We start from the raw sequence: 22972 nt of genomic DNA on the forward strand, positions 1-22972 counted from the left end.
GTTATTAATATATCATGGTGAAAAATGAAATGCAACACCTTTTATAAACTTTTTTTTAAAACTGCCCACATTTCTTTTTTAATATCATATACTTAAACGAAATATCTCTTTCATGTATGAGTAATTCCTACATATATTTTATATAAAGTTACTCTATCAAAAAACGTTTCTTTCTATACTAAGCGTTTTATTCATATACCATATCATACAAGGAGGAATATATATGGACTATACCGATTTATTAATCAAACTAGGTCTCTCGGCTATTTTAGGGTTTGCCATTGGTTTAGAACGCGAATTAAAACGGAAACCACTTGGTTTAAAAACGTGTTTAGTTATTTCTATTATTAGTTGCCTCCTAACGATTGTTTCTATTAAAGCAGCTTATAACTTACCACATACCGATCATATGAATATGGATCCACTTCGACTTGCCGCTCAAATTGTATCAGGAATTGGTTTTTTAGGTGCTGGCGTAATTTTAAGAAGAGGCAACGATAGCATTGCAGGGCTCACGACTGCCGCTATGATCTGGGGTGCTTCTGGTATTGGTATTGCCGTTGGAGCTGGTTTCTATATCGAGGCGATTTTCGGAATGTGTTTCCTTATGATTAGTGTCGAACTTATACCACTCGCGATGAAATATGTAGGCCCTAGGTCATTTCGTCAACGTGATATCGCTGTGAAACTTGTTGTACGAAATATGGACAATATCCCAATTGTAATTGAAGAAATAAAGGAAATGGATATAAAAGTTAAGAATATGAAGCTTAAAACATTAGAAAACGGTTCTCACTATTTACATCTTAAACTGTCCATTGATCAAAAAAGACCTACTGCTGATGTTTACTATGCTCTTCAACATCTTGAAAGTGTCCAACAAACTGAAGTGGAAAGTATGTAGCATAAAACAAACTCTCTTTAATTAGAGAGTTTTTCTTTTTTCTATAATGGTAACAATGAATGTAGTCCTGCAAAACAAGGAGGAATTTACTATTGAAATCCCGTCCGAATTTAGTAGATACATTTCGTGATTCCATTATTTTTCGTTTAATTTGTTTTATTATTGTATTCACTGCTTTTTCTGGTTTTCTTATACATAGATTAGAACCCTCTCATTTCACTACATGGTTTGACGGAATTTGGTGGTCAATCGTTACCATTTTTACAGTTGGATATGGAGACTTTGCTCCTCATACAACGATAGGAAAACTAATAGGTATAAGTATTATTTTATTAGGAACTGGCTTTTGTTCTTATTATATGGTTCTATTCGCTACTGAGATGATCAGTAAACAATATATGAAAATTAAAGGTGAAGAAGCCGCTACCTCTAACGGTCATATGATTATCGTTGGCTGGAATGAGCGTGCAAAACATGTTGTAAAGCAAATGCATGTATTACAACCAAACCTTGATATCGTTTTAATTGATGAAACACTTTCTTTACTCCCAAAACCATTTCATCATTTAGAATTTATAAAAGGTTGTCCGCACCACGATCAAACTTTATTAAAAGCTAATATTAAAACGGCACACACCATATTAATAACAGCGGATAAAGAAAAGAACGAAAGCTTAGCAGATACACAATCCATTTTAAATATTTTAACTGCAAAAGGACTCAATCCAAACATTCACTGCATCGCAGAACTACTTACTACTGAACAAATTCAAAATGCAACGAGAGCTGGCGCGTCAGAAATTATAGAAGGAAATAAATTAACGAGTTATGTATTTACCGCTTCTCTTTTATTCCCTTCTATTTCAGGTGTACTATTCTCACTTTACGATGAAATCTCTGATAATAAATTACAACTGATGGAGCTTTCTCCGTCCTGCACCGGACAAACCTTTGCAAATTGTAGCTATACCCTTTTAAAACAAAACATTCTCTTACTAGGTATAAAGCGCGACGATCAATATATGATTAACCCAGTCCATACCTTCATTCTTATCGAAAGCGACGTACTCATTGTTATTCACCATTAAGAAAATGTTTTTCTAGTTCCCGCATGAGCACTTTTCCAATATTGATATATTTTCTTTTCACTTCTGCATCTGGATCTTTCGGTTCAGCAAATTGATCCATCCCACTCGTTCCCGCGGTTAAAGTATTCACATTATCATCTAGTTCGTCTTGATATACGTGCGAAAGAATATACGGCGTTTCAAGACGGACTACTACACCAGGTACATCTAGTTCACCATCTACTGCTGTAAACGGCACTCGTAAAAATTGATACCCATCTTCTTCATCGATTTTGTAATCGAAGCATCCTTTATCATAATCCCAATTACCACCAATACTATATCCAAGTGGTTTCATAACCTCTTCTAATTTATATAACGCATATGTACGTCCTTCTAAATTTGATTGAATCGGAATCAAGCCCATCCCTCCAAGACTTTTCCTTTAGCATACCCACTCTAGTTTGAATATACTGATGGACTTTTCGATAAAATAATAAAAAGCGACCGGAATCCGGTCGCTTTTTATTATTTTAAACGCTCTTCTAATTCTGCTTTTAATTCTTCAAATCCTGGTTTACCAAGTAAAGCAAACATGTTTTTCTTGTATGCTTCTACGCCAGGTTGGTCAAATGGATTTACGCCTAATAAGTAGCCGCTCATCGCACATGCTTTTTCGAAGAAGTATACAAGGTAACCGAATGTGTACTCATTTAATTCAGGAATATTTACGATTAAATTTGGTACTCCCCCGTCGCTATGTGCAAGTAATGTACCTTCGTATGCTTTTGTGTTTACGAAGTCTACAGTTTCACCAGCAAGGTAGTTTAATCCGTCTAAATCGTTGTCTTCTAATTCGATTGTTAGTTCATGTGTAGATTTACCTACTTTAAGAACTGTTTCAAATAAGTCACGACGACCTTCTTGAACGTATTGACCTAATGAGTGTAAGTCAGTTGAGAAGTTTGCTGAAGATGGGAAAATACCTTTTTGATCTTTTCCTTCACTTTCACCAAATAACTGTTTCCACCACTCAGCGAAGTATTGAAGTGCTGGCTCATAGTTAACAAGCATTTCAATTGTTTTTCCTTTATTGTATAAAGCGTTACGAACTACTGCGTATTGGTAAGCTGGGTTTTCTTCTAGTTCTGATGTTCCGAAGTCATCATGACCAGCAGCTGCACCTTTCATCATCTCTTCAATATTTAAGCCACTTACTGCGATTGGTAATAAACCAACTGGCGTTAATACAGAGAAACGTCCTCCAACATCATCTGGAATAACGAATGTTTCGTAACCTTCGTTATCAGCTAATGTTTTTAATGCACCACGTGCTTTATCTGTAGTTGCATAAATACGTTTGCGAGCTTCTTCTTTTCCATACTTCTCTTCTAATAACTTACGGAAAATACGGAATGCTAGTGCTGGCTCTGTTGTTGTACCTGATTTGGAAATAACGTTAATAGAGAAGTCTTTACCTTCTAATACGTCCATTAAATCTTTCATGTAAGTGGAGCTAATGTTTTGTCCAACAAATAGCACTTGTGGAGTTTTACGTTGTTCTTTAGATAGCGTGTTGTAGAAAGAATGGCTTAACATTTCGATTGCTGCGCGTGCTCCTAGGTAAGAACCACCAATACCTACAACAAGTAAAATGTCAGAGTCGTTTTTAATTTTTTCTGCGCATTTTTGAATGCGAGCGAATTCTTCTTTGTCATATTGAAGCGGAAGGTCTACCCACCCAAGGAAATCGTTCCCAGCTCCAGTTTTTTCGTGGATTGCGTGATGTGTTACTTTCACTGCATCACGTAAATAAGTGATTTCATGTTCACCGATGAAGGATAACGCTTTAGAATAGTCGAACGTTACATGTGTACTCATCTTTTTCCCTCCAATTATGGATATGTATTTCTGTATTCACTTTAGCGAAACTGAAGTTGTAAATCAAGCGATTCAACTATTGTAAACGTAACCAATATATATTTTTTAGAAAAAGTTCATTTTTTGCATAAAAATTCGCATTTTTCGGTATAGATGTATATACATCCTCTTTCGAACATTTTTTATGTATAAAAACAACATAACTACCCCATTCTATAAAAGAGTTAATTAACTCATCGCTTGCTCATGCTTCACAATTAAGGGGGGCTTTTTCATGAGTACTTTGCAACGTATCGCATTAGTCTTTACTGTAATTGGCGCTGTGAACTGGGGACTAATCGGATTTTTCCAGTTTGACTTAGTAGCAGCCATTTTCGGCGGACAAAATTCAGCTCTTGCACGTATTATTTACGGCATCGTTGGTATATCTGGGCTTATCAACCTTGGTTTACTGTTTAAACCATCTGAAAATCTTGGTACGCACCCAGAAACAAACGAAATTCGATAATCAGTATGTCCTTTCACCTCCGACATACGAATATGATTGCATGCAATCATATTTGCAAATATATATCATAAGATAAAGTAAAAGAGGAACGCTCATATGCGTTCCTCTTTTACTTTGTTAACTCGGACTCTTCAATCCATTCTGCCAACTTTTCTCGCAGCGTATTAAATCCGTTTTCAGATGGGTTCGGTATAAGAATCCTTCCTTGTTTTCTTTTCGCCGCTTTTAACGATAAACTCATTTTTCTGTGCTCTTCATCAATTGAAAGTACCTTTACTTCTACTGTATCGCCGACTTTTAAAAAGTCATGAATATCCTTTACATATCCATTTGTAATTTCAGATATATGCACAAGTCCTTGTGTTTCTGCATCTAACGCTACAAATGCACCGTAATCTTGAATTCCAGTCACTTTCCCTGTTACAACCACTCCTGTTGTATATTGTTCTGACATATGAAACACTCCCATACGTTTACCATTCTCTCTACAATTATAGAGAGCAAAGCAGATATATTTATTTTAAATATCCGATTGGTTAGTACGCATTCTAGATAATGATATCTAGAATGCGTATACCTTATATTAGTAAATTATACCACTATGACAGAACTCATTCAAAATTCATGAAAAATTTCCCTTAAAGAAGTATAATTCTCCAATATTGGGATAGACTACTAACACATGGCTTTCTAGTATTCCCCCCCTTTTATGGACAAAACGTATTACGTTTTGTCCTTTTTTTATTTTCTACAAATCGTTCCATTCTCTTCATCGCTTCCATAAGTTGTTCAAGCGACGTCGCATATGAACAACGAATAAATCCTTCACCACTTTCGCCAAATACGCTACCAGGGACAACGGCCACTTTTTCTTCCAACAATAACTGTTCTGCAAATTCCGCTGAAGATAATCCGGTTGAAGATATAGAAGGAAAAACATAAAATGCTCCGCCCGGCACATGACACGTTAAGCCCATTTCATTGAAAGATGTCGTCATGAAGTTACGACGCTTCTTATAGCTATCTCTCATTCGAATTACTTCATCGTTCCCTGCGCGTAACGCCTCAAGTGCTGCAAACTGAGACATCGTCGGTGCACACATCATTGAATACTGATGGATTTTGAGCATTAATTCTGAAAATTGAACAGGAGCTACAATCATACCGAGGCGCCATCCTGTCATCGCAAATCCTTTTGAAAATCCTGAAATTAAAATCGTATGCTCACGCATATTTTTAATACTCGCGAAACTTGTATATACTTCGTCGTATACAAGTTCTGCATAAATTTCATCAGATAATACGATTAAATTGTACTTCTCAACAATCACTGCTATTTCATCAAGCTCGGATTTATTTAGCATTGCACCTGTCGGGTTATTTGGTGAACAAAGCAAAATTGCCTTTGTTTTCGCTGTAATAGCTGCTTCAATTTGTTCTGGTTGTACTTTAAACTCGTTTTCTAACGTAGTCGCCACAGGAACCGGAACTCCTCCAGCTAATGTCACAAGTGGTGCATAAGAAACGAAGCTCGGTTCAATAATGAGCACTTCATCATCAGGATTTATAATGGCGCGCATCGCTACATCTAACGCCTGGCTCGCTCCAACTGTAACAATGATTTCATCACTTGGATCATAAGATACTGCAAATTGTTTTTTTAGATACTTTGCTATTTCTTGACGGAGCTCCAATAATCCTGCATTTGCTGTATATGACGTATACCCTTGTTCCAAAGAACGAATACATGCTTGCCTTACATTCCAAGGTGTAACAAAATCCGGCTCTCCTACCCCGAGGGAAATAACACCTTTCATATTTGCTGCTAAATCAAAAAATTTTCGAATACCCGATGGTTTTAAAGATTCTGCTGATCTAGATAGTTCAAATTGCTTCATGGTGTCACCACAATTCGCTTATCATCATCGTCTTTTTCATAAATAACGCCCTCATGTTTATACTTCTTCAAAATGAAATGAGTAGTTGTAGAAACAACAGATTCAATTGTTGCTAATTTCTCAGAAACAAACATCGCTACTTCTCCCATCGTTTTCCCTTCTAATGTAATAGAAAGATCATATGTCCCTGACATTAAATAAACGGATTTCACTTCTGAATAACGATAAATTTGTTCAGCAACCGCATCAAACCCAACGCCATGCTTTGGCGTAACTTTCACATCGATCATTGCCGTTAAACCTGTATGTTCTTTCACCTTCGTCCAATCAATATGTGTTACATAATCCACAATAATCTTTTCATTTTCTAACCTCGCAACCATCTTCTTTACTTCTTCTACCTCTATATTTAACAGCTTCGCTAATGTATCTACAGATAATCGACTACTCTTTTCAAGACAAGCTAATAATTCTAATTCTTTTTCTGTCACCATATAAATCATCCTTCCTTTTCGTTTGTGTTTAAATTATACAAATACCCTTTCCAGTTTGAAAAGAAGATTTTTCTATTGAATTATGTCAAAATAAAGTGAAACTTTAATCAGCGGAAAAATGCGTGATAAAGCGAAAGGGGATGGAACCGTGAAACCAAAAGTTTATATTGCTGAACCAGTTCCAACATTTGTAGAAAACTATTTATCAGAACACTGTGATTATGAAAAATGGGATCAAAATGAGAAAGTACCTCGTGATGTTCTATTAGAGAAAATACAAGATAAAGATGGGTTATTAAATTTCGGATCTGCTATTAATGAAGAATTACTGACAGTGGCTCCTAACTTAAAAGTAGTGAGCAACATTTCTGTCGGTTACGATAATTTTGATTTACAAGCGATGAAAAACCGAAATGTTATCGGAACGAATACACCATATGTATTAGATGATACAGTAGCTGATCTCGTTTTCGCCCTTATGCTATCAGCTGGGCGCCGCGTTTGCGAACTCGATTCTTACGTGAAAAATGGTGAATGGAACGCTGAAATCGGAAAAGAACACTTCGGACTCGATGTACACCATAGCACAATTGGTATTATCGGTATGGGCCGAATTGGAGAAGCCGTTGCAAAACGAGCAAAATTCGGATTTGATATGAATGTTCTTTACTATAACCGCCGTCGTAAAGAAGAAGCTGAACAAAAATTCGATGCTACATATTGTGATTTACAGACGCTACTGAAGCAGTCTGACTTTATTGTTCTTCTTACTCCATTAACAGATGAAACATATCACCTTATCGGAGAAAAGGAATTTTCATTAATGAAAGAAACAGCAATCTTCATTAATGCTTCTCGCGGGAAAACAGTAGGTGAAGAAGCGTTAATCCATGCTTTAACAGAAAAGAAAATCTTTGCAGCAGGTATCGATACATTTACACAAGAGCCGATTCAAAAAGATAATCCACTCTTATCATTACAAAATGTTGTAACTTTACCACACATCGGATCTGCAACATTAAAAACTAGGCAGCAAATGGCTATGACCGCCGCTGAAAATTTAGTTGCAGGATTACAAGGAAAAACACCGCCTAATATTGTTCGCGGGTAATACTGAATAAACGAAAGGCAAGATGACGTCGTCATCTTGCCTTTTTTTGTTAACATATTTTCTTCTTCCTTGGAGATGATATGAACAAAAATCAATGGAGTGACAAAAAATGAATCACGAATATACTTGTCCTTATTTCACTTTTTCCACTCGCGGCACTACTATTCATTACGAATTGTATGAACACGATAACAAAACAGAACGTCCTACTTTCGTACTCGTTCACGGCTTTTTATCTTCCTCATTCAGTTACCGTCGTCTCATTCCCTTACTATCGAAAGCAGGAACAGTGATTGCTCTTGATTTACCACCGTTCGGAAAAAGTGATAAGTCTCATCTGTTTAAGTATTCTTATCACAATTTAGCAACGATTATTATTGATTTAATTGAACATTTATCTCTCTCAAATATTGTATTAGTTGGGCACTCTATGGGTGGGCAAATTTCTCTCTATGTAAACCGTATACGTCCTGAACTCATTTCAAAAACGATTTTACTATGCAGCTCTAGCTATTTAGCACGCGCAACCTTACCTTTACTATACTCTTCTTATTTACCGTTCTTTCATTTATACGTAAAGAACTGGATTATTAGACGCGGTATTGTTCATAACTTAATGAATGTCGTTCATGATCACTCATTAATTGACGATGAAATGAAAAAAGGTTACTCCGCTCCTTTTTATGACGACCGTATATTTCCCGCTTTAACTCGCATGATACGAGACCGTGAAGGTGACTTATCTTCAACTGAATTACAAAAAATCGAAACACCTACACTACTCATTTGGGGTGAAAAAGACCGCGTCGTCCCTGTACATGTAGGTCATCGTCTACACAAAGATTTACCGAATTCAAAATTTATTTCTTACGAAAATACAGGACATTTACTACCTGAAGAAAAGCCTGAACATGTTTATGAAGAAATTATCGCTTTTTCTGCGCAATAAAGTGAAACTTTAATTAGCCCCCACCTAACTTCTTTGCTTCTGCTGAATTTTGAGGTGGGGGTCTTACTGCCCGGCAAATAGCGGGATAATATAAAAAAGGCCGTCGGAAATTCCGACAGCCTATAATGAACAGCTTCCGCCTTCTTTTATTACAAGTAATTCCACAGCTAATTTCTCACATTTTTCAAGCGCAGGTACTTCCTCAAAAGACATAAAGTATATATGTTGAATCTTCTTTGCGATGTATTTTGGATCATCAAACACACTTATGACGTTCACAACATCGCTCGCTTCTGTTTCATAAAACTCCGGTCCCATTTGAAACGGATCCCAATTCTTCACAACCTCTATCATCTTTTCATATGTACCCATTCGCTTCCCGCCTTTTCACTTTTTAATACTTTTCTTTATCCTATCACATCAGCTATTCTATAAGAAGAGAGAGAACTTTCATAACTTATTGGTTTTACAGAAGAAGGGGGCAAACGTATGCAACTATTTCATAAAGCAATCAATCGACGTGGAACGCATAGTATAAAATGGGATACATATAAAAACGAAGAACTTATCCATGCTTGGATTGCTGATATGGATTTTGAAGTACCAACACAAATTCAAACTGCTTTAAAGAAACGTATTGAGCATCCTATTTTCGGCTATACACTTCCTCCCGAAAATATTGGAGATATTATTTGTAACTGGACAAAAAAACAATATAACTGGGACATTCAAAAAGAATGGATTGTTTTTAGCGCGGGGATCGTTCCAGCTCTTAGTACGAGCATACAGGCTTTCACAAAAGAAAACGAATCCGTTCTCGTACAACCACCTATTTATCCTCCATTTTTCGAAATGGTCACAACAAACAACAGGCAGTTATGCGTGAGTCCATTACAGAAACAAAATGATACATATGTGATAGACTTCGAGCATTTAGAAAAGCAGTTTCAGCAAGGTGTCAAACTCATGCTTCTTTGTAGCCCTCATAACCCAATCGGACGCGTTTGGACGAAAGAGGAACTTGTGCAGCTCGGATTGTTATGTACTAAATATGACGTTATCGTTGTCGCGGATGAAATTCATTCCGATATCATTTATGCAGACCATACACATACGCCGTTCGCTTCCTTATCTGAAGAATTAGCAGAGCGCACTATCACTTGTATGGCTCCAAGTAAAACATTTAATATCGCTGGATTACAAGCTTCGATTATTATCATTCCAAACGAAAAACTCCGTCACGCCTTTACAGCTATCCAATATAGACAAGGCTTCCACGGGTTAAATATCTTTGCCTACACAGCGATGCAAAGTGCCTATACAGAATGTAATGATTGGTTAAACGAAATTCGATTATATATAGAAGATAATGCTCAATTTGCTTGTGAATATATTAAAACTCACATACCTGCTCTTTCCGTAACGAAGCCAGAAGGTAGCTTTTTATTATGGATTGATTGTTCTCGTCTAAAGCTTTCTCAAAACGAGCGTACTGCATTACTTGAGGAAAAAGGAAAAATCATCGTTGAACCTGGTGAGAAATACGGGTTAGGTGGCGAAGAACATATTCGAATTAACATCGGCTGTCCACGATCTGTTTTAGAAGAAATTTTGAACAGACTGCGTCATACGTTTTCATAATAATAGAGGAGTCTGTCCCCTAATCATTCTTGGACAGACTCCTTTGTCATATGTTGTCGGTAAGTCGATATATTTCAAGTTACGGTCGATATATTCTAATAATCGCCGATATATTTTCACTTATACTACACAAAAAAAGCTACCAGCACGGTAGCTTTTACTTTTTCTTCATATCCGCTTCTTTTTTTACAATTACACCACAAGCAATTCGATCGCCTGATTTACCTGTCGGTTGTGTCATACCATCATCAGGGTTTTCTGTAATAATAATAGACGCTCCATCTTTTCTATGAATCGTCGTTTTTCCTTCTTCAAGTGTGATGTGAGGTGCATCGATTTCCGCTTTAATCTTTCCAGAACCATCTGCAACTACGTTCGGTAAATCACCATTTTCTGCACCCTTCGGATTAAGAAGACCATGTTTTTTATCATCAGGATTAAAATGATTCCCGGATGATTCAAAACGAGGTGCCTTACACTCTCCGATTTCATGTACATGTAGTCCGTGTGGTCCTGGCGTGAAACCTTCTCCTTTAATCGTAATTTTCACGCCACTTGTTTGCTGCACTACTTTCGCAGTCCCTACTTCATCTCCTGAAGCATTATGTAATTTCACTTCAATTTCTTTCGGCTTTCCTTGGTCACAACCTGCCATCAGAAATAATAAACAACAACTGAAAAAAAGCCGCTTCTTCATTCTATTCCCTCCAAAATATATTCTGCCCTTAGATTGTCCGAGCATAGAGGGAAACATACAAAAATGAGTTACTGTTTCTTTTCCGCTAAAAGTTTTTCTTCAACTTTCTGTAATCGCTCCGCTTCTCGTTTTGATACACGAATGAACATACGCCACGTAGCAACGGCACCAATTATAAATAGCACGCAAACAATCCCTGGAATAATATATTCTGTTTTATCTTCCGGAAAATATAAAGGCATCATATAGAACACTCCTTATTATAGGATTTGTAAAACATCAGAATTTTCTGTTATATAACTTTAAATTATAGTGGAACCTATCCATATTCTCAAGGGGGCGTTCCGAAAGCAAATGATTTCTTTGACTCCTTCTCCTACTTTCCTTACTATAAACTTGAGGTGAAAAATATGAGAGAAACATTTGAAATTGGTGAAATCGTTACTGGGATTTATAAAACTGGCAAATACATCGGCGAAGTTACAAATAGCCGCCTTGGCAGTTACGTCGTAAAAGTATTAGCTGTTTTAAAACATCCGGTGCAAGGTGACTTACATAACGTAAAACAAGCTGACGTACCATTTTTCCATGAAAGACGCGCTTTAGCTTTCCGTGAACAGACGAACATTCCAGAGCAAATGGTGAAAAAATATGAAGGAGAAATTCCGGATTATACCGAGTCACTAAAATTAGCATTAGAAACCCAAATGAATTCATTTTCTGAAGATGATTCACCTTTTGCAGAGCGTAGTCTAGAAACATTAGAACAGTTAAAGAAAGACTACAAACTTTAAAAAACAAAACGACCAAATTACATAATGTGCAATTTGGTCGTTACTGTGTGCTCACTTTCTTTAACACTTTTGAAAAATCAACGAGTTCTCCTAATGTTGGAGGTGCTGGTTTTACTAAATACTCTTTATCTTTTTCTACTAGTTTAAAAATATTGTACGTCGTCATCGCATCATCAAGCGCACAATGATGCTTCCCTGTCCCTACTTTTCCGTACGCCTCAATTGCTTTCCATAATCCTGTTTGATTTCTTTCTCCAAAAAACTTCTTATACTCAAGCGATAAATCACGACACTGTCCGAAGAATGGAAAAGCTATCCCTGCCATTTCACAATTATGCTTCAGCACTTTCATATCCATATTTCCCCACGTTACAATTGTCGGTTTACATTTCGTTTCGTATTCCGCAAGCTTCTTAACGAGTTCAGGAAATGAAATCCCTTTATCCACGACTTCTTGTTTTATTCCTAAAAACTTCTTACATCGATCCGTTAAAGAGGGAAATGTTTTCGGCCTGACATGTGATGAATACGTATCTTCCACCTTACAGCCAACAACTGAAACGAGTCCTACCTCAATAATTTCCGGAAAAAACCCTTTCGGTTTCTTTCTATGCTGGGGCATCGTAAACTCAAAGTCTAAAAATAAAAATCGTTGTTCATCCATACGATCCCTTCCTTATCATTTTTATCATTCCTTTCTATTTGACACTCCTACACGAACAAGCTCGAATGCTAATTCCATTTTAAATATTCAGATTGGATGTATCTTATATATATGTCAAATGCCCACAAATATTTTAAAAAATAAGAAAAAATGACCTATGCAGAAAATATGACAAAATCCCTCCTTGCATTTACATCTGCAGTTTTTCTACTTTATAATGACGTTATGTGTGTTTCATCTAGTTAATATTTGACACACTAAGAAAAATGAATGAAAGGAGATGAGATTTTTGCACGAAACAACGCAAGAACTCGCTAACTGGCAGTATTATTTTGCTATCGCAGTCTTTTTAATTACATATGCCATTATTATTTCTGAAAAAATTAATCGCGCTGTCATCGCACTTCTTGGTGCAGCATTCATGGTAATTGTGGGGGTCGTCGATTTACATAACGCCTTTACGAAACATATTGAATGGGGAACGATTACGCTACTCATCGGTATGATGATTTTGGTGAACATTACGAGTAAATCAGGTGTTTTCCAATACGTTGCCATTAAAGCAGCAAAAGGGGCACAAGGAAATCCAATTAAAATTTTAATTTCCCTTTCCCTACTTACCGCGCTTGGCTCCGCATTTTTAGATAACGTTACAACTGTACTTCTTGTTGTTCCAGTTACTTTATCTATTACGCGCATACTGCAAGTAAATCCTGTTCCATATTTACTTTCTGAAATTATTTTTTCAAACATTGGGGGAACGGCAACATTAATTGGTGATCCACCTAACATTATGATTGGTTCTGCCAATAAGCATTTAGACTTCAATGCTTTCCTATTGAATCTAGCACCAATCGTAATTATTATTATTGGAGTTACAGCAACAATACTTTACTTCATGTACCGTAAACAATTAATTGCCGATCCTGTACAGGTTAAAAAATTAATGAGCTTAGATGAAAAACAATACATTAAAGATCCAGTATTAATGAAAAAATCTTTAACGGTGCTTGGACTTACGATTGTAGGTTTCATGACTCATTCTATTTTCCATATTGATGCGGCTATCATTGCCTTAACTGGTGCTACTGTACTTATGTTAATTGGTGTGAAAGAGCATGAAATTGAAGAAGTATTTGCAAGCGTAGAGTGGGTAACAATCTTCTTCTTCGCAGGGCTATTCGTACTTGTTGGAGGACTTATCGATATCGGTCTTATCAAAATGTTAGCTCAAAAAGTAATTAGTATAACAGGCGGAGATATTTCTTACGCATCCATCCTTATTTTATGGGTATCTGGTATCGCCTCTGCAACAATTGATAACATCCCATTCGTCGCAACAATGATTCCACTTATTAACGATATGGCAGTTGGGCTAGGCTTATCACCATCTGACGCACAAATCGATGTATTATGGTGGGCATTAGCACTAGGTGCTTGTCTCGGTGGAAACGGAACATTAATCGGAGCTTCTGCTAACGTAATCGTTGCAGGTATTGCGAGCCGCGAAGGACATAAATTTAGTTACATGGAATTCCTAAAAGTCGGTTTCCCAATTATGATCGTTTCATTAATCATTTCTCACATTTATATTTATTTACGCTACCTTATGTAGTAAAAAGAGCGCTCTGATAATCAGGGCGCTTTTTTACTTATATCTAAAATATATCGACTTATCAACAAAAACGAAAAATCTACTCTTTATATCTCACCGGTTCATTTCGAATAATAAATAAATGAATCGGTAAGAACACCGAAAATGTGATTACATGAATAATCGTAAATAATATAGAGTTCGTTCCATATCTGTCTAAAATAGCGTAGATAAGATAAATAGACAATACAATCGATACAGCTGTTGCTAGTAAACTTATAATTGGTACGAAATTAAAAATGAAACATGCAACATATATACCGAACACTTTCCACCCTGCTTCTTCTTTCAAAAAATCTGGTAATTTATCTTTCGCTAAGTCACCCCACGTCTTACTATTCAAAAACGGAATAAACGCAAGCACCCCGTCCGTTGCACCATCATTTTTCGCCATCGAATAAAGTGCAAAAGCCGTTAACAAATATGAAATAATTGCCCAAATCAATATAACAAGAATAAACGCAAAACTAAGAGCAAAGAAACCTGCTAGTACGCCTTGATCCTCCATCTTATCCTCTCCTCTCTACTTTCAACATATTTCATTACATTGCAAGTTATGTTTTAAAATTTATCCAAACTCTTTGTATAATAAGAGAAGAAAGAGAATAAGAGAGGAGAAACACTTATGCATCCATTTGTAAAAGCATTACAAGAGCATTTCACAGCTCATAAAAATCCTGAAAAAGCAGAACCTATGGCCCGTTATATGAAAAATCACTTCCCATTTCTAGGTATTCAAACACCGGAAAGACGCCAATTATTAAAAGACATCATTCAAATACATACTCTCCCAGATAAAAAAGACTTCCAAATTATCGTACGTGAGCTTTGGGACTTACCAGAACGTGAATTCCAAGCGGCCGCACTTGATATTATGCAAAAATATAAAAAACATATAAACGAAACTCATATCCCCTTCTTAGAAGAACTTATTGTCACAAAATCTTGGTGGGACTCTGTCGATAGCATCGTCCCTACATTCTTAGGTACTATCTTTTTAAAACACCCAGAATTGATTTCTGCTTATATTCCAAAATGGATTGCATCAGATAACATATGGTTACAACGTGCCGCTATTTTATTCCAACTGAAATATAAACAAAAGATGGATGAAGAACTTCTTTTCTGGATTATTGGACAACTACATTCTTCAAAAGAATTTTTCATTCAAAAAGCGATTGGCTGGGTCCTTCGTGAATATGCAAAAACAAATCCGGATGTAGTTTGGGAATACGTGCAAAACAACGAGCTCGCTCCATTAAGTAAGCGTGAAGCAATTAAGCATATTAAAGAAAATTACGGAATAAATAATGAAAAAATAGGCGAGACTCTATCATAGATAGACGCGTTCCTCTATTGAGATTTAAAAAAGAACGTGTTAGAATATGTTCATTATTACTAATATAAGTAGCGATGACGGACTTATAAGTACTTGCATAAAAAGCGATTCAGGGATAGTGAAAGCCTGAAGCCGCAAGGAAACGGCAGTCCCGAGCAATACATGATAAAGTGGATGCACCTTTTGTGTATCAACTAGGGTGGAACCGCGGGCAAACGCTCGTCCCTAGGCAAATAAGCCTTGGGATGAGCGTTTTTTTATGTTCTTTTTAGCTATACTGCTCGTTTCCAAAGTATCAGAGTATGTCATCGCCAATACGTTAACTTTCAAAAGGAGGATTTTCTTATGTATTCAATGGAACAAGTTGTAAACTTAGCGAAACATCGCGGTTTTGTTTTCCCTGGTTCTGAAATTTACGGTGGTCTTGCAAACACTTGGGATTACGGTCCACTTGGAATCGAATTAAAAAATAATGTTAAAAAAGCTTGGTGGAAAAAATTCATTCAAGAATCTCCATACAACGTTGGTTTAGACGCAGCTATTTTAATGAACCCTAAAACTTGGATCGCTTCTGGTCACGTTGGTAACTTCAACGATCCAATGATCGACTGTAAAAAATGTAAAGCTCGTCACCGTGCTGACAAATTAATTGAGGATGCTTTAGATGCAAAAGGCATCGAAATGGTTGTTGATGGTCTTACTTTCGACCAAATGGCTGACTTAATGAAAGAACATGAAGTAAAATGTCCTGATTGCGGTAGTGAAGAATTCACTGAAATCCGTCAGTTCAACTTAATGTTCAAAACATTCCAAGGTGTTACAGAGTCTAGCACAAACGAAATCTTCCTTCGTCCTGAAACAGCACAAGGTATTTTCGTAAACTTCAAAAACGTTCAACGCTCTATGCGTAAAAAGCTTCCATTTGGTATTGGCCAAATCGGTAAGAGTTTCCGTAACGAAATCACACCTGGTAACTTCACATTCCGTACACGTGAATTCGAACAAATGGAACTTGAATTCTTCTGTAAGCCTGGTGAAGATTTAGAGTGGTTCGCATTCTGGCGTGAAACTTGTAAAAACTGGTTACTTTCACTTGGTATGACTGAAGAGAGCATGCGTCTTCGTGACCACGGTGAAGAAGAGTTATCTCACTATAGTAATGCAACAACTGACATTGAATTCAAATTCCCATTCGGTTGGGGCGAACTTTGGGGCGTTGCATCTCGTACAGACTTCGACTTAAAACGTCACATGGAACACTCAAACGAAGACTTTAACTATATCGATCCACAAACGAATGAGCGTTACGTACCATACTGCATCGAGCCATCTTTAGGCGCAGACCGTGTAACATTAGCATTCTTATGTGATGCATATGAAGAAGAGCAATTAGAAAACGATTCTCGTACAGTTCTTCGTTTCCACCCTGCTTTAGCACCATACAAAGCAGCTATCTTACCATTATCTAAAAAGCTATCTGAAGGTGCTACTGAAGTATTCGCAGAATTAGCTAAAGACTTCATGGTAGACTTTGATGAAACTGGTTCTATCGGTAAACGTTACCGTCGTCAAGACGAAATCGGTACACCATTCTGTATCACATACGACTTCGACTCAGTTGAAGACAAAGCTGTTACAGTACGTGACCGTGATACAATGGAACAAGTTCGTATGCCAATTAGCGAACTAAAAGGTTTCTTAGAGAAGAAAATCCAGTTCTAATTATAAGAAAAAGAGGCTGCTCATAAGAGCGCCTCTTTTTTACTTTTCACGTTTTTCTTTAATTGCTACTGTACATCTTGATATACATAGTAAATCATCATTTTCATCAATAATACGAACATCCCAAACCATTGTCGATTGTCCTCTATGTATCGGTGTTCCGATCGCTGTTACAATTCCATCTTTCTTTGAGCGAATGTGGTTTGCATTAATTTCTAATCCGAAACAAATACATTTTTCTTGATCAATTAAATTGTATGAACCAACACTTGCCACTGTTTCTGCTAATGCAACCGATGCACCGCCATGTAAAAATCCAAATGGCTGATGCGTACGCTCATCAACAGGCATCGTAGCAACCACCTTATCTTCTGTCATCTCTAACAACTCAATTCCAAGTGAATCCATTAAAGTTTTTGCCATATCGCTTCCTCCTTCTCTTGGTTTAATTAAATGTATAATTTTACCTATTTATTTTCAAACTACTTATAACACTTATATAAGGAGGCTTCACCTAAATGAAACAGAAATTTTGTATATTACTGCTTATGTTCTCCTTGCTGACTATTGTACCAAATTGTGCAATAACAGCCAAAGCATCTAACCTGACAATCGATGTTAAGACTGTAACGCAAAAAGGTAAGAAACCTTATATAGAATATCAAATAAATAGGCCTTCTTTTCACAACTTTTCTGACTCTACATTTCAAAATAAGCTCAATTTATACTACAAAAAATCCACTGACAAATTTAAAAATAAATTAGAAAAAGAAGCAAAAAAATACTATAAAGAGACAGAAGGATCTAGTACACCATTTCATCCGTACGTAGCAAATGTTGATTATAAAGTCTCTTTAAACAAACCACCTTTTCTTAGCCTCTATGTGAATTACTATCAATATACTGGCGGAGCACACGGTCTTTATACGTGGAAGGCAAATACATTTGATTTAAAAGAAAAAAAGCTACTGCACTTAGACGATTTATTTCAACAAAAAGATAAATATAAAGATGTAATCCGTGCAGAGATTGTAAGACAAATTAAACAAAATGAAAGTATTTATTTTCCTGATGCAACTGAAAAGGTAATGAGTATGAAAAAGTTTCACTTCTTTTTAGAGCCAGACAATCTCGTCATTTATTTCCCTTTATATGAGATTGCTCCGTATTCAAGTGGAATTCCGCAATTTCGTATTCCATATACGTTGTTAAGAGACTATTTAAAGCCTTCTTATCAAAATATTTTGATTGACAACAAGTAAATATTTTAGCTACGATAATGTTAACCTAAAAACAACAGGAGGTTAACATTATGAGAAGATTACATGTTTTAGATTTAGCATTAGCTGCCATGTTCGTTGCTCTTATGGCCATCGGTGCAAATATTGTATCTTGGGCACCATTCCTTCAAGTAGCAGGTATCCCATTATCTATGCAACCATTTTTCGCAATTTTAGCAGGTCTTCTTCTTGGAAGTAGACTTGGTGCTTTATCCATGACTGTTTATATGCTCGTTGGCGTAGCCGGCGCACCAATTTTCGCTAACTTCAAGGCTGGATTTGGAGCACTTTTAGATCCTACTGGTGGTTTTATTATCGCATTTATTATCGTTGCTTACGTATCGGGGAAACTAGTAGAACAAAAAGAAAGACCAACATTCATTACATTTGCGATTGCCTCTTTCACAGGAATTATTTTAACTTATATAATCGGTACTACTTACATGTACGGGGCAGTCAATCTCTTTATGGGCGGTAATATGAGCTATAAAGCTGCTTGGATGATTATGATGTGGTTTGCAGTAAAAGATATTGCATTTACAATTATCGGTGCTATTATCGCCCCTCGCATATACTATGCTGTGCGTCGTTCTGCTTATCAGCATTCTCATTCGACGATTTCATAATAAAAAAGAGTTATTGCAGCTTGCTGCAATAACTCTTTTTTTATATTAAGACTCTTGATTCACTTGTTCTTCTAAAATTTTCTTCATCATTACAACCATGTCATCACGTAATTCTGGGTGTTGCAGGGCCATTTCAATTGTCGTTTGAACAAATCCTAGCTTTTCACCTACGTCGTAGCGCTTTCCTTCGAAATCGTAAGCAAATACACGTTGAATTTCATTTAAGCTTTGGATTGCATCTGTTAATTGAATTTCACCACCAGCACCGACATGTTGCTGTTCTAAGAACATAAAGATTTCAGGCGTTAAAATGTAACGTCCCATAATTGCTAAGTTTGAAGGTGCTGTACCTTGTGCTGGTTTCTCAACGAAATTGCGAACTTGGTAACGACGACCTTCTTGTTCTAATGGATCGATAATTCCGTAACGGTGTGTTTCATTTTCTGGAACAGTTTGTACACCAATAACAGAAGAAAGTGTTTTTTCATACTCATCCATTAATTGACGTAAACATGGTTTCTCAGCTTGGACAATATCATCACCTAGTAACACTGCAAACGGCTCATCACCAATGAATTTACGCGCGCACCAAACAGCATGCCCTAGCCCCTTCGGCTCTTTTTGACGGATGTAATGAATATCTACCATTTTTGAAGAAGCTTGTACTTTTTCAAGTAACTCATATTTTTTCTTCTCTAATAAGTTTTGCTCTAGTTCAAATGCGTTATCGAAATGATCTTCGATAGAACGCTTTGTTTTACCAGTAACGATAATAATATCTTCGATGCCCGATTTCACTGCTTCTTCTACAATGTACTGGATCGTTGGTTTATCTACTATCGGTAACATTTCTTTCGGCATTGCTTTCGTTGCTGGTAAAAAACGTGTTCCTAATCCAGCTGCTGGGATTATCGCTTTTCTTACTTTTTTCATCACAAAATACCCTCTCTCCTGTCGGAATTAATAGCAATTATTTCCTACATAAAACAAAAGGGAGATTTCGCTCCCTTTTGTTCCTTACTACTTAAAATTACTTTGTATTATAAACGATTCATAATGTCTTCTTTAATAGTAAGTAACTTTTGTTCACTATTTTGTAAAGAACTATCTTGTACACCGAAGTAGAACTTAATCTTCGGTTCAGTTCCAGATGGACGTAGGCAGAACCATGAACCATCCTCTAATTGATATTTTAACACATTTGATTTCGGTAAGTGAATCTCTTCTTTATTTCCATCTTGTAAAGACGTAACAATGCTTGCTTTATAGTCTTCCACTGCTACGACTGTTAAGCCCGCTACTTCTTTCGGAGGATTCTCACGGAACGTCGCCATCATCTCTTGGATTTGTTCCGCTCCATCTTTTCCTTTTAACGTTAACGATACAAGGTCTTCACGGAAGAATCCGTATTTCTCAAATACTTCTAATAGACCATCATATAACGTTTTCCCTTGTGATTTGTAGTATGCAGCTACTTCACATGCAAATAGGACAGATTGTACTGCATCTTTATCACGGCAGAATGGACGGATTAAATAACCATAGCTTTCCTCATAACCGAATTGGAATTCATATTGTCCGCTTTCTTCATACTGCCTAATTTTCTCACCGATAAATTTAAATCCAGTTAACGTATCAATTGTATCTAAACCATATGCTTTTGCAATTGTACGACCAATTTCAGACGTTACGATTGTTTTTAATACGACACCGTTCTCTGGAAGCGTTCCGTTTTCTTTCTTTTGAGATAGTAAGTAATCAAGCATTAATGCACCTGTTTGGTTTCCTGTTAATACTTGGAACTCACCATTATGATTACGAACTGCTACACCTAGACGATCTGCGTCAGGATCAGTTGCGATTAATACATCTGCGCCTACCTTTTCACCGTCACGAATTGCATACTCAAACGCTGCGTGCTCTTCTGGGTTCGGTGATTTTACTGTAGAGAAGTTTGGATCTGGTAACTCTTGCTCTTTTACAACTGTTACATCTGTAAATCCAATTTCTTTTAAACCACGGCGTACAGAAATATTTGATGTTCCGTGTAATGGTGTAAAGACGATTTTTAAGTCTTTACCAACCTTTTGTACCATTTCTTTATTAATGATGACATTGTTCAATTCTGCAGCATATGCATCATCTACTTCTTGTCCAATAATATGTAATAAACCGTCAGCTTTTAATTGCTCTACATCAGCGACTTCAACTGTTAATTCATCTTCTACTGCGTTTACGTAACTAATTAACTCATCGGCCTCTTTTGGAGGCAACTGTCCACCATCTTCACCGTATACTTTATATCCGTTATATTCAGGCGGATTATGGCTTGCCGTAAGAACGATTCCACTTACTGTATGTAAATGACGAACTGCGAAAGAAAGTACTGGCGTTGGACGTAAGCTTTCAAACACATATGTTGTGATACCACGTGCACCAAGTGTAGCAGCGACTTCCATTGCGAACTCAGGTGATTTATGACGAGAATCATAGGCTACAACAACACCGCGTTTTTTCGCTTCCTCACCTAACTTTTCGATAAAGCTTGCTAATCCTTTTGTTGCTTTACGAACTGTATATACGTTTAAACGGTTCGTACCAGCACCAAGTTCACCACGCATACCACCTGTGCCAAACTCTAGATTTTTATAAAAGCTATCCTCGATTTTCTTCTCATCTTGCTTCATATTTTCTAGCTGTTCTTTTAATTCTGCATCTAATTGTGCGTAAGAAAGCCAGCGATCAAATTCTTGTTTCCAATTCATTCTTCTCTCTCCTCTCGCTCGTCATACCTTTATTATATGAAAAAAACATGCTGTATCTCAATATTTTATAAAATCTAGCAGGATTTTACTAGGAATATTTGTATACACTATGGTTAAATACTCCACTAAAGGGAATGAGGATTATGCACGAATGGGGCTTGTCAGAAGAGCTCAAAATACAAACAAAGCAAATGATTGAAATTGCTGAAAAAGAACTATCAATTATGAGGAACGCAATTGATAAAGAAGACGAATGTATTTTATGCAAAATGGAAGATATTCATCATATGTTGGCAAATGTACAAACATTGGCAGCTACATACTATATTCAGGCATATTTATCACCTTATACGGAAAGTTCATCTTTTATTACGACAGCTATCCAACATTTAAGTGCCAGAAAACATGGTGCTCTTATCGTTGTGGAACGAAACGAGACGCTTGAAGCTCTCATTCAAACTGGAACGACATTAAACGCTCATTTAACTGCACCATTACTCGAATCAATATTTTATCCAGGTAACCCTCTTCATGACGGTGCCGTTCTCGTAAAAAATAATCATATTATCTCAGCTGCTAATATTCTTCCTTTAACGAAAAGTACAGAAGTTGATCCTGAGCTAGGCACACGTCACAGAGCCGCAATTGGCTTATCAGAAAAGAGTGATGCACTTATATTAGTTGTCTCTGAAGAAACGGGCCGTACTTCTTTTGCTTTAAATGGGGTTTTGTATACGATTTCTTTATAAATACTTTTTAGCACCGTTTTGAACAGCACAGTAGTAAATGAAGTTATATCGAATTACCAACAAATACGTCTACAATATTAATAAAAAAGGTTATCTCCAAAATTTGAGCCAGCCTTTTATTCAAAAAAATTATTCTTCTACAAAATGCTCGAAAAGTATACCAATTACCTACCCATTGCTGGAACTGACCCATAAATTATGTGCTCACAGCGATATCTAAGTACAATAA

Annotated in this window: 26 protein-coding genes; 13 read left to right on the forward strand and 13 right to left on the reverse strand. The window is 36.6% G+C overall.

Annotation, left to right across the window (positions count from 1 at the left end; genetic code table 11):
- The first annotated feature begins 223 nt into the window (after nt 1-223).
- A complete protein-coding gene (locus tag OXT04_RS21665) occupies nt 224-904 on the forward strand; it encodes an MgtC/SapB family protein (protein ID WP_000386677.1) in 681 nt (226 codons plus the stop codon).
- Nucleotides 905-996: 92 nt separating this feature from the next.
- Entirely contained in the window at nt 997-1992 is a 996-nt protein-coding gene (locus OXT04_RS21670) for a potassium channel family protein (protein ID WP_000842316.1), read from the forward strand.
- Here the strand turns inward: OXT04_RS21670 and OXT04_RS21675 are convergent.
- Nucleotides 1979-2392, reverse strand: a complete 414-nt coding sequence (locus OXT04_RS21675) for a YugN-like family protein (protein ID WP_000612347.1) — start codon at nt 2390-2392, stop codon at nt 1979-1981. The genes OXT04_RS21670 and OXT04_RS21675 overlap by 14 nt on opposite strands.
- Before the next feature lie 107 nt (nt 2393-2499).
- Nucleotides 2500-3852 (reverse strand): glucose-6-phosphate isomerase, encoded by a 1353-nt coding sequence (locus OXT04_RS21680; RefSeq protein WP_000103664.1) that lies wholly within the window; start codon nt 3850-3852, stop codon nt 2500-2502.
- Nucleotides 3853-4126: 274 nt separating this feature from the next.
- On the opposite strand from OXT04_RS21680, the gene OXT04_RS21685 reads away from it, so the two are divergent.
- The gene (locus OXT04_RS21685; protein WP_000105788.1) at nt 4127-4360 is read left to right on the forward strand and encodes a DUF378 domain-containing protein; all 234 of its coding nucleotides are present in this window, start codon (nt 4127-4129) and stop codon (nt 4358-4360) included.
- Nucleotides 4361-4469: 109 nt separating this feature from the next.
- Here the strand turns inward: OXT04_RS21685 and yugI are convergent, their stop codons facing one another.
- The 3 genes from yugI to OXT04_RS21700 form a co-directional block, all read right to left on the reverse strand.
- A complete protein-coding gene (gene yugI, locus OXT04_RS21690; RefSeq protein WP_000003764.1) occupies nt 4470-4814 on the reverse strand; it encodes a S1 domain-containing post-transcriptional regulator GSP13 in 345 nt (114 codons plus the stop codon).
- Between the two features lie 253 nt (nt 4815-5067).
- On the reverse strand, nt 5068-6258 hold the full coding sequence (locus OXT04_RS21695) for an aminotransferase (protein WP_065229501.1): 1191 nt from the start codon (nt 6256-6258) through the stop codon (nt 5068-5070).
- Nucleotides 6255-6752 (reverse strand): Lrp/AsnC family transcriptional regulator, encoded by a 498-nt coding sequence (locus OXT04_RS21700; RefSeq protein WP_000255696.1) that lies wholly within the window; start codon nt 6750-6752, stop codon nt 6255-6257. Before OXT04_RS21700 ends, OXT04_RS21695 begins: the two co-directional genes overlap by 4 nt.
- 118 nt (nt 6753-6870) lie before the next feature.
- Here OXT04_RS21700 and OXT04_RS21705 point away from each other — a divergent pair, with 118 nt between their 5' ends.
- Together OXT04_RS21705 and OXT04_RS21710 are read left to right on the forward strand one after the other, a co-directional pair.
- Nucleotides 6871-7863, forward strand: a complete 993-nt coding sequence (locus OXT04_RS21705; protein ID WP_065229502.1) for a 2-hydroxyacid dehydrogenase — start codon at nt 6871-6873, stop codon at nt 7861-7863.
- A 109-nt stretch (nt 7864-7972) separates the two neighbouring features.
- Nucleotides 7973-8812 (forward strand): alpha/beta fold hydrolase, encoded by an 840-nt coding sequence (locus OXT04_RS21710; protein ID WP_001015204.1) that lies wholly within the window; start codon nt 7973-7975, stop codon nt 8810-8812.
- A 120-nt stretch (nt 8813-8932) separates the two neighbouring features.
- Here OXT04_RS21710 and OXT04_RS21715 read toward each other — a convergent pair whose 3' ends face one another.
- Entirely contained in the window at nt 8933-9184 is a 252-nt protein-coding gene (locus tag OXT04_RS21715; protein WP_000537641.1) for a YugE family protein, read from the reverse strand.
- A gap of 117 nt (nt 9185-9301) precedes the next feature.
- Between OXT04_RS21715 and OXT04_RS21720 the strand changes: the two genes are divergently transcribed.
- A complete protein-coding gene (locus tag OXT04_RS21720; RefSeq protein WP_001175830.1) occupies nt 9302-10453 on the forward strand; it encodes a MalY/PatB family protein in 1152 nt (383 codons plus the stop codon).
- A 157-nt stretch (nt 10454-10610) separates the two neighbouring features.
- Here OXT04_RS21720 and sodC read toward each other — a convergent pair whose 3' ends face one another.
- Both sodC and OXT04_RS21730 read right to left on the reverse strand, forming a co-directional pair.
- Entirely contained in the window at nt 10611-11150 is a 540-nt protein-coding gene (gene sodC, locus OXT04_RS21725) for a superoxide dismutase [Cu-Zn] (RefSeq protein ID WP_098854543.1), read from the reverse strand.
- Between the two features lie 68 nt (nt 11151-11218).
- Nucleotides 11219-11395, reverse strand: coding sequence for a hypothetical protein (locus OXT04_RS21730; protein WP_000982763.1), 177 nt, complete (start codon nt 11393-11395; stop codon nt 11219-11221).
- 165 nt (nt 11396-11560) lie between these two features.
- Between OXT04_RS21730 and kapB the strand changes: the two genes are divergently transcribed.
- Nucleotides 11561-11944 carry a kinase-associated lipoprotein KapB gene (kapB, locus tag OXT04_RS21735; protein WP_098562494.1) on the forward strand — a complete coding sequence of 128 codons (384 nt, stop codon included), beginning with the start codon at nt 11561-11563 and terminating at the stop codon, nt 11942-11944.
- Between the two features lie 40 nt (nt 11945-11984).
- Here kapB and kapD read toward each other — a convergent pair whose 3' ends face one another.
- Nucleotides 11985-12608 carry a 3'-5' exonuclease KapD gene (gene kapD, locus OXT04_RS21740; protein ID WP_086422451.1) on the reverse strand — a complete coding sequence of 208 codons (624 nt, stop codon included), beginning with the start codon at nt 12606-12608 and terminating at the stop codon, nt 11985-11987.
- Nucleotides 12609-12897: 289 nt separating this feature from the next.
- Between kapD and OXT04_RS21745 the strand changes: the two genes are divergently transcribed.
- A complete protein-coding gene (locus tag OXT04_RS21745) occupies nt 12898-14223 on the forward strand; it encodes an ArsB/NhaD family transporter (protein WP_267417542.1) in 1326 nt (441 codons plus the stop codon).
- A gap of 79 nt (nt 14224-14302) precedes the next feature.
- On the opposite strand, the gene OXT04_RS21750 is transcribed toward OXT04_RS21745, so the two are convergent.
- A complete protein-coding gene (locus tag OXT04_RS21750; protein ID WP_000390061.1) occupies nt 14303-14770 on the reverse strand; it encodes a hypothetical protein in 468 nt (155 codons plus the stop codon).
- A gap of 117 nt (nt 14771-14887) precedes the next feature.
- On the opposite strand from OXT04_RS21750, the gene OXT04_RS21755 reads away from it, so the two are divergent.
- Complete coding sequence (locus tag OXT04_RS21755; protein ID WP_000553298.1) at nt 14888-15601, forward strand: DNA alkylation repair protein; 714 nt, start codon at nt 14888-14890, stop codon at nt 15599-15601.
- Nucleotides 15602-15946: 345 nt separating this feature from the next.
- Entirely contained in the window at nt 15947-17323 is a 1377-nt protein-coding gene (locus OXT04_RS21760) for a glycine--tRNA ligase (protein WP_000287154.1), read from the forward strand.
- A gap of 39 nt (nt 17324-17362) precedes the next feature.
- On the opposite strand, the gene OXT04_RS21765 is transcribed toward OXT04_RS21760, so the two are convergent.
- Nucleotides 17363-17746: a hotdog fold thioesterase gene (locus OXT04_RS21765; RefSeq protein WP_001140612.1), complete on the reverse strand. Its 384-nt coding sequence runs from the start codon at nt 17744-17746 to the stop codon at nt 17363-17365.
- 95 nt (nt 17747-17841) lie between these two features.
- Between OXT04_RS21765 and OXT04_RS21770 the strand changes: the two genes are divergently transcribed.
- Together OXT04_RS21770 and OXT04_RS21775 are read left to right on the forward strand one after the other, a co-directional pair.
- Nucleotides 17842-18585: a DUF3298 and DUF4163 domain-containing protein gene (locus OXT04_RS21770; RefSeq protein WP_000810334.1), complete on the forward strand. Its 744-nt coding sequence runs from the start codon at nt 17842-17844 to the stop codon at nt 18583-18585.
- Between the two features lie 50 nt (nt 18586-18635).
- Nucleotides 18636-19229, forward strand: a complete 594-nt coding sequence (locus OXT04_RS21775; RefSeq protein ID WP_016079883.1) for a biotin transporter BioY — start codon at nt 18636-18638, stop codon at nt 19227-19229.
- Between the two features lie 45 nt (nt 19230-19274).
- Here OXT04_RS21775 and galU read toward each other — a convergent pair whose 3' ends face one another.
- Nucleotides 19275-20162, reverse strand: coding sequence for a UTP--glucose-1-phosphate uridylyltransferase GalU (galU, locus tag OXT04_RS21780; RefSeq protein ID WP_071714559.1), 888 nt, complete (start codon nt 20160-20162; stop codon nt 19275-19277).
- 107 nt (nt 20163-20269) lie between these two features.
- Entirely contained in the window at nt 20270-21994 is a 1725-nt protein-coding gene (locus OXT04_RS21785) for a phospho-sugar mutase (protein WP_098562496.1), read from the reverse strand.
- Nucleotides 21995-22137: 143 nt separating this feature from the next.
- Between OXT04_RS21785 and cdaS the strand changes: the two genes are divergently transcribed.
- Complete coding sequence (gene cdaS, locus OXT04_RS21790; RefSeq protein WP_089171915.1) at nt 22138-22743, forward strand: sporulation-specific diadenylate cyclase CdaS; 606 nt, start codon at nt 22138-22140, stop codon at nt 22741-22743.
- The last annotated feature ends 229 nt before the right edge of the window (nt 22744-22972 follow it).

It is taken from the genome of Bacillus sp. GC_Bacil_1 (assembly GCF_026540675.1).
GTDB lineage: Bacteria > Bacillota > Bacilli > Bacillales > Bacillaceae_G > Bacillus_A > Bacillus_A cereus.

Excerpts from the sequence above, each read along its gene's own strand:
- OXT04_RS21665 (WP_000386677.1), top strand. The coding sequence starts at position 224 with ATGGACTATACCGATTTATTAATCAAACTAGGTCTCTCGGCTATTTTA.
- OXT04_RS21680 (WP_000103664.1), bottom strand. The coding sequence starts at position 3,852 with ATGAGTACACATGTAACGTTCGACTATTCTAAAGCGTTATCCTTCATC.
- OXT04_RS21685 (WP_000105788.1), top strand. The coding sequence starts at position 4,127 with ATGAGTACTTTGCAACGTATCGCATTAGTCTTTACTGTAATTGGCGCT.
- yugI (WP_000003764.1), bottom strand. The coding sequence starts at position 4,814 with ATGTCAGAACAATATACAACAGGAGTGGTTGTAACAGGGAAAGTGACT.
- OXT04_RS21695 (WP_065229501.1), bottom strand. The coding sequence starts at position 6,258 with ATGAAGCAATTTGAACTATCTAGATCAGCAGAATCTTTAAAACCATCG.
- OXT04_RS21700 (WP_000255696.1), bottom strand. The coding sequence starts at position 6,752 with ATGGTGACAGAAAAAGAATTAGAATTATTAGCTTGTCTTGAAAAGAGT.
- OXT04_RS21705 (WP_065229502.1), top strand. The coding sequence starts at position 6,871 with ATGCGTGATAAAGCGAAAGGGGATGGAACCGTGAAACCAAAAGTTTAT.
- OXT04_RS21710 (WP_001015204.1), top strand. The coding sequence starts at position 7,973 with ATGAATCACGAATATACTTGTCCTTATTTCACTTTTTCCACTCGCGGC.
- OXT04_RS21715 (WP_000537641.1), bottom strand. The coding sequence starts at position 9,184 with ATGGGTACATATGAAAAGATGATAGAGGTTGTGAAGAATTGGGATCCG.
- OXT04_RS21720 (WP_001175830.1), top strand. The coding sequence starts at position 9,302 with ATGCAACTATTTCATAAAGCAATCAATCGACGTGGAACGCATAGTATA.
- sodC (WP_098854543.1), bottom strand. The coding sequence starts at position 11,150 with ATGAAGAAGCGGCTTTTTTTCAGTTGTTGTTTATTATTTCTGATGGCA.
- OXT04_RS21730 (WP_000982763.1), bottom strand. The coding sequence starts at position 11,395 with ATGATGCCTTTATATTTTCCGGAAGATAAAACAGAATATATTATTCCA.
- kapB (WP_098562494.1), top strand. The coding sequence starts at position 11,561 with ATGAGAGAAACATTTGAAATTGGTGAAATCGTTACTGGGATTTATAAA.
- kapD (WP_086422451.1), bottom strand. The coding sequence starts at position 12,608 with ATGGATGAACAACGATTTTTATTTTTAGACTTTGAGTTTACGATGCCC.
- OXT04_RS21750 (WP_000390061.1), bottom strand. The coding sequence starts at position 14,770 with ATGGAGGATCAAGGCGTACTAGCAGGTTTCTTTGCTCTTAGTTTTGCG.
- OXT04_RS21755 (WP_000553298.1), top strand. The coding sequence starts at position 14,888 with ATGCATCCATTTGTAAAAGCATTACAAGAGCATTTCACAGCTCATAAA.
- OXT04_RS21760 (WP_000287154.1), top strand. The coding sequence starts at position 15,947 with ATGTATTCAATGGAACAAGTTGTAAACTTAGCGAAACATCGCGGTTTT.
- OXT04_RS21765 (WP_001140612.1), bottom strand. The coding sequence starts at position 17,746 with ATGGCAAAAACTTTAATGGATTCACTTGGAATTGAGTTGTTAGAGATG.
- OXT04_RS21770 (WP_000810334.1), top strand. The coding sequence starts at position 17,842 with ATGAAACAGAAATTTTGTATATTACTGCTTATGTTCTCCTTGCTGACT.
- OXT04_RS21775 (WP_016079883.1), top strand. The coding sequence starts at position 18,636 with ATGAGAAGATTACATGTTTTAGATTTAGCATTAGCTGCCATGTTCGTT.
- galU (WP_071714559.1), bottom strand. The coding sequence starts at position 20,162 with ATGAAAAAAGTAAGAAAAGCGATAATCCCAGCAGCTGGATTAGGAACA.
- OXT04_RS21785 (WP_098562496.1), bottom strand. The coding sequence starts at position 21,994 with ATGAATTGGAAACAAGAATTTGATCGCTGGCTTTCTTACGCACAATTA.
- cdaS (WP_089171915.1), top strand. The coding sequence starts at position 22,138 with ATGCACGAATGGGGCTTGTCAGAAGAGCTCAAAATACAAACAAAGCAA.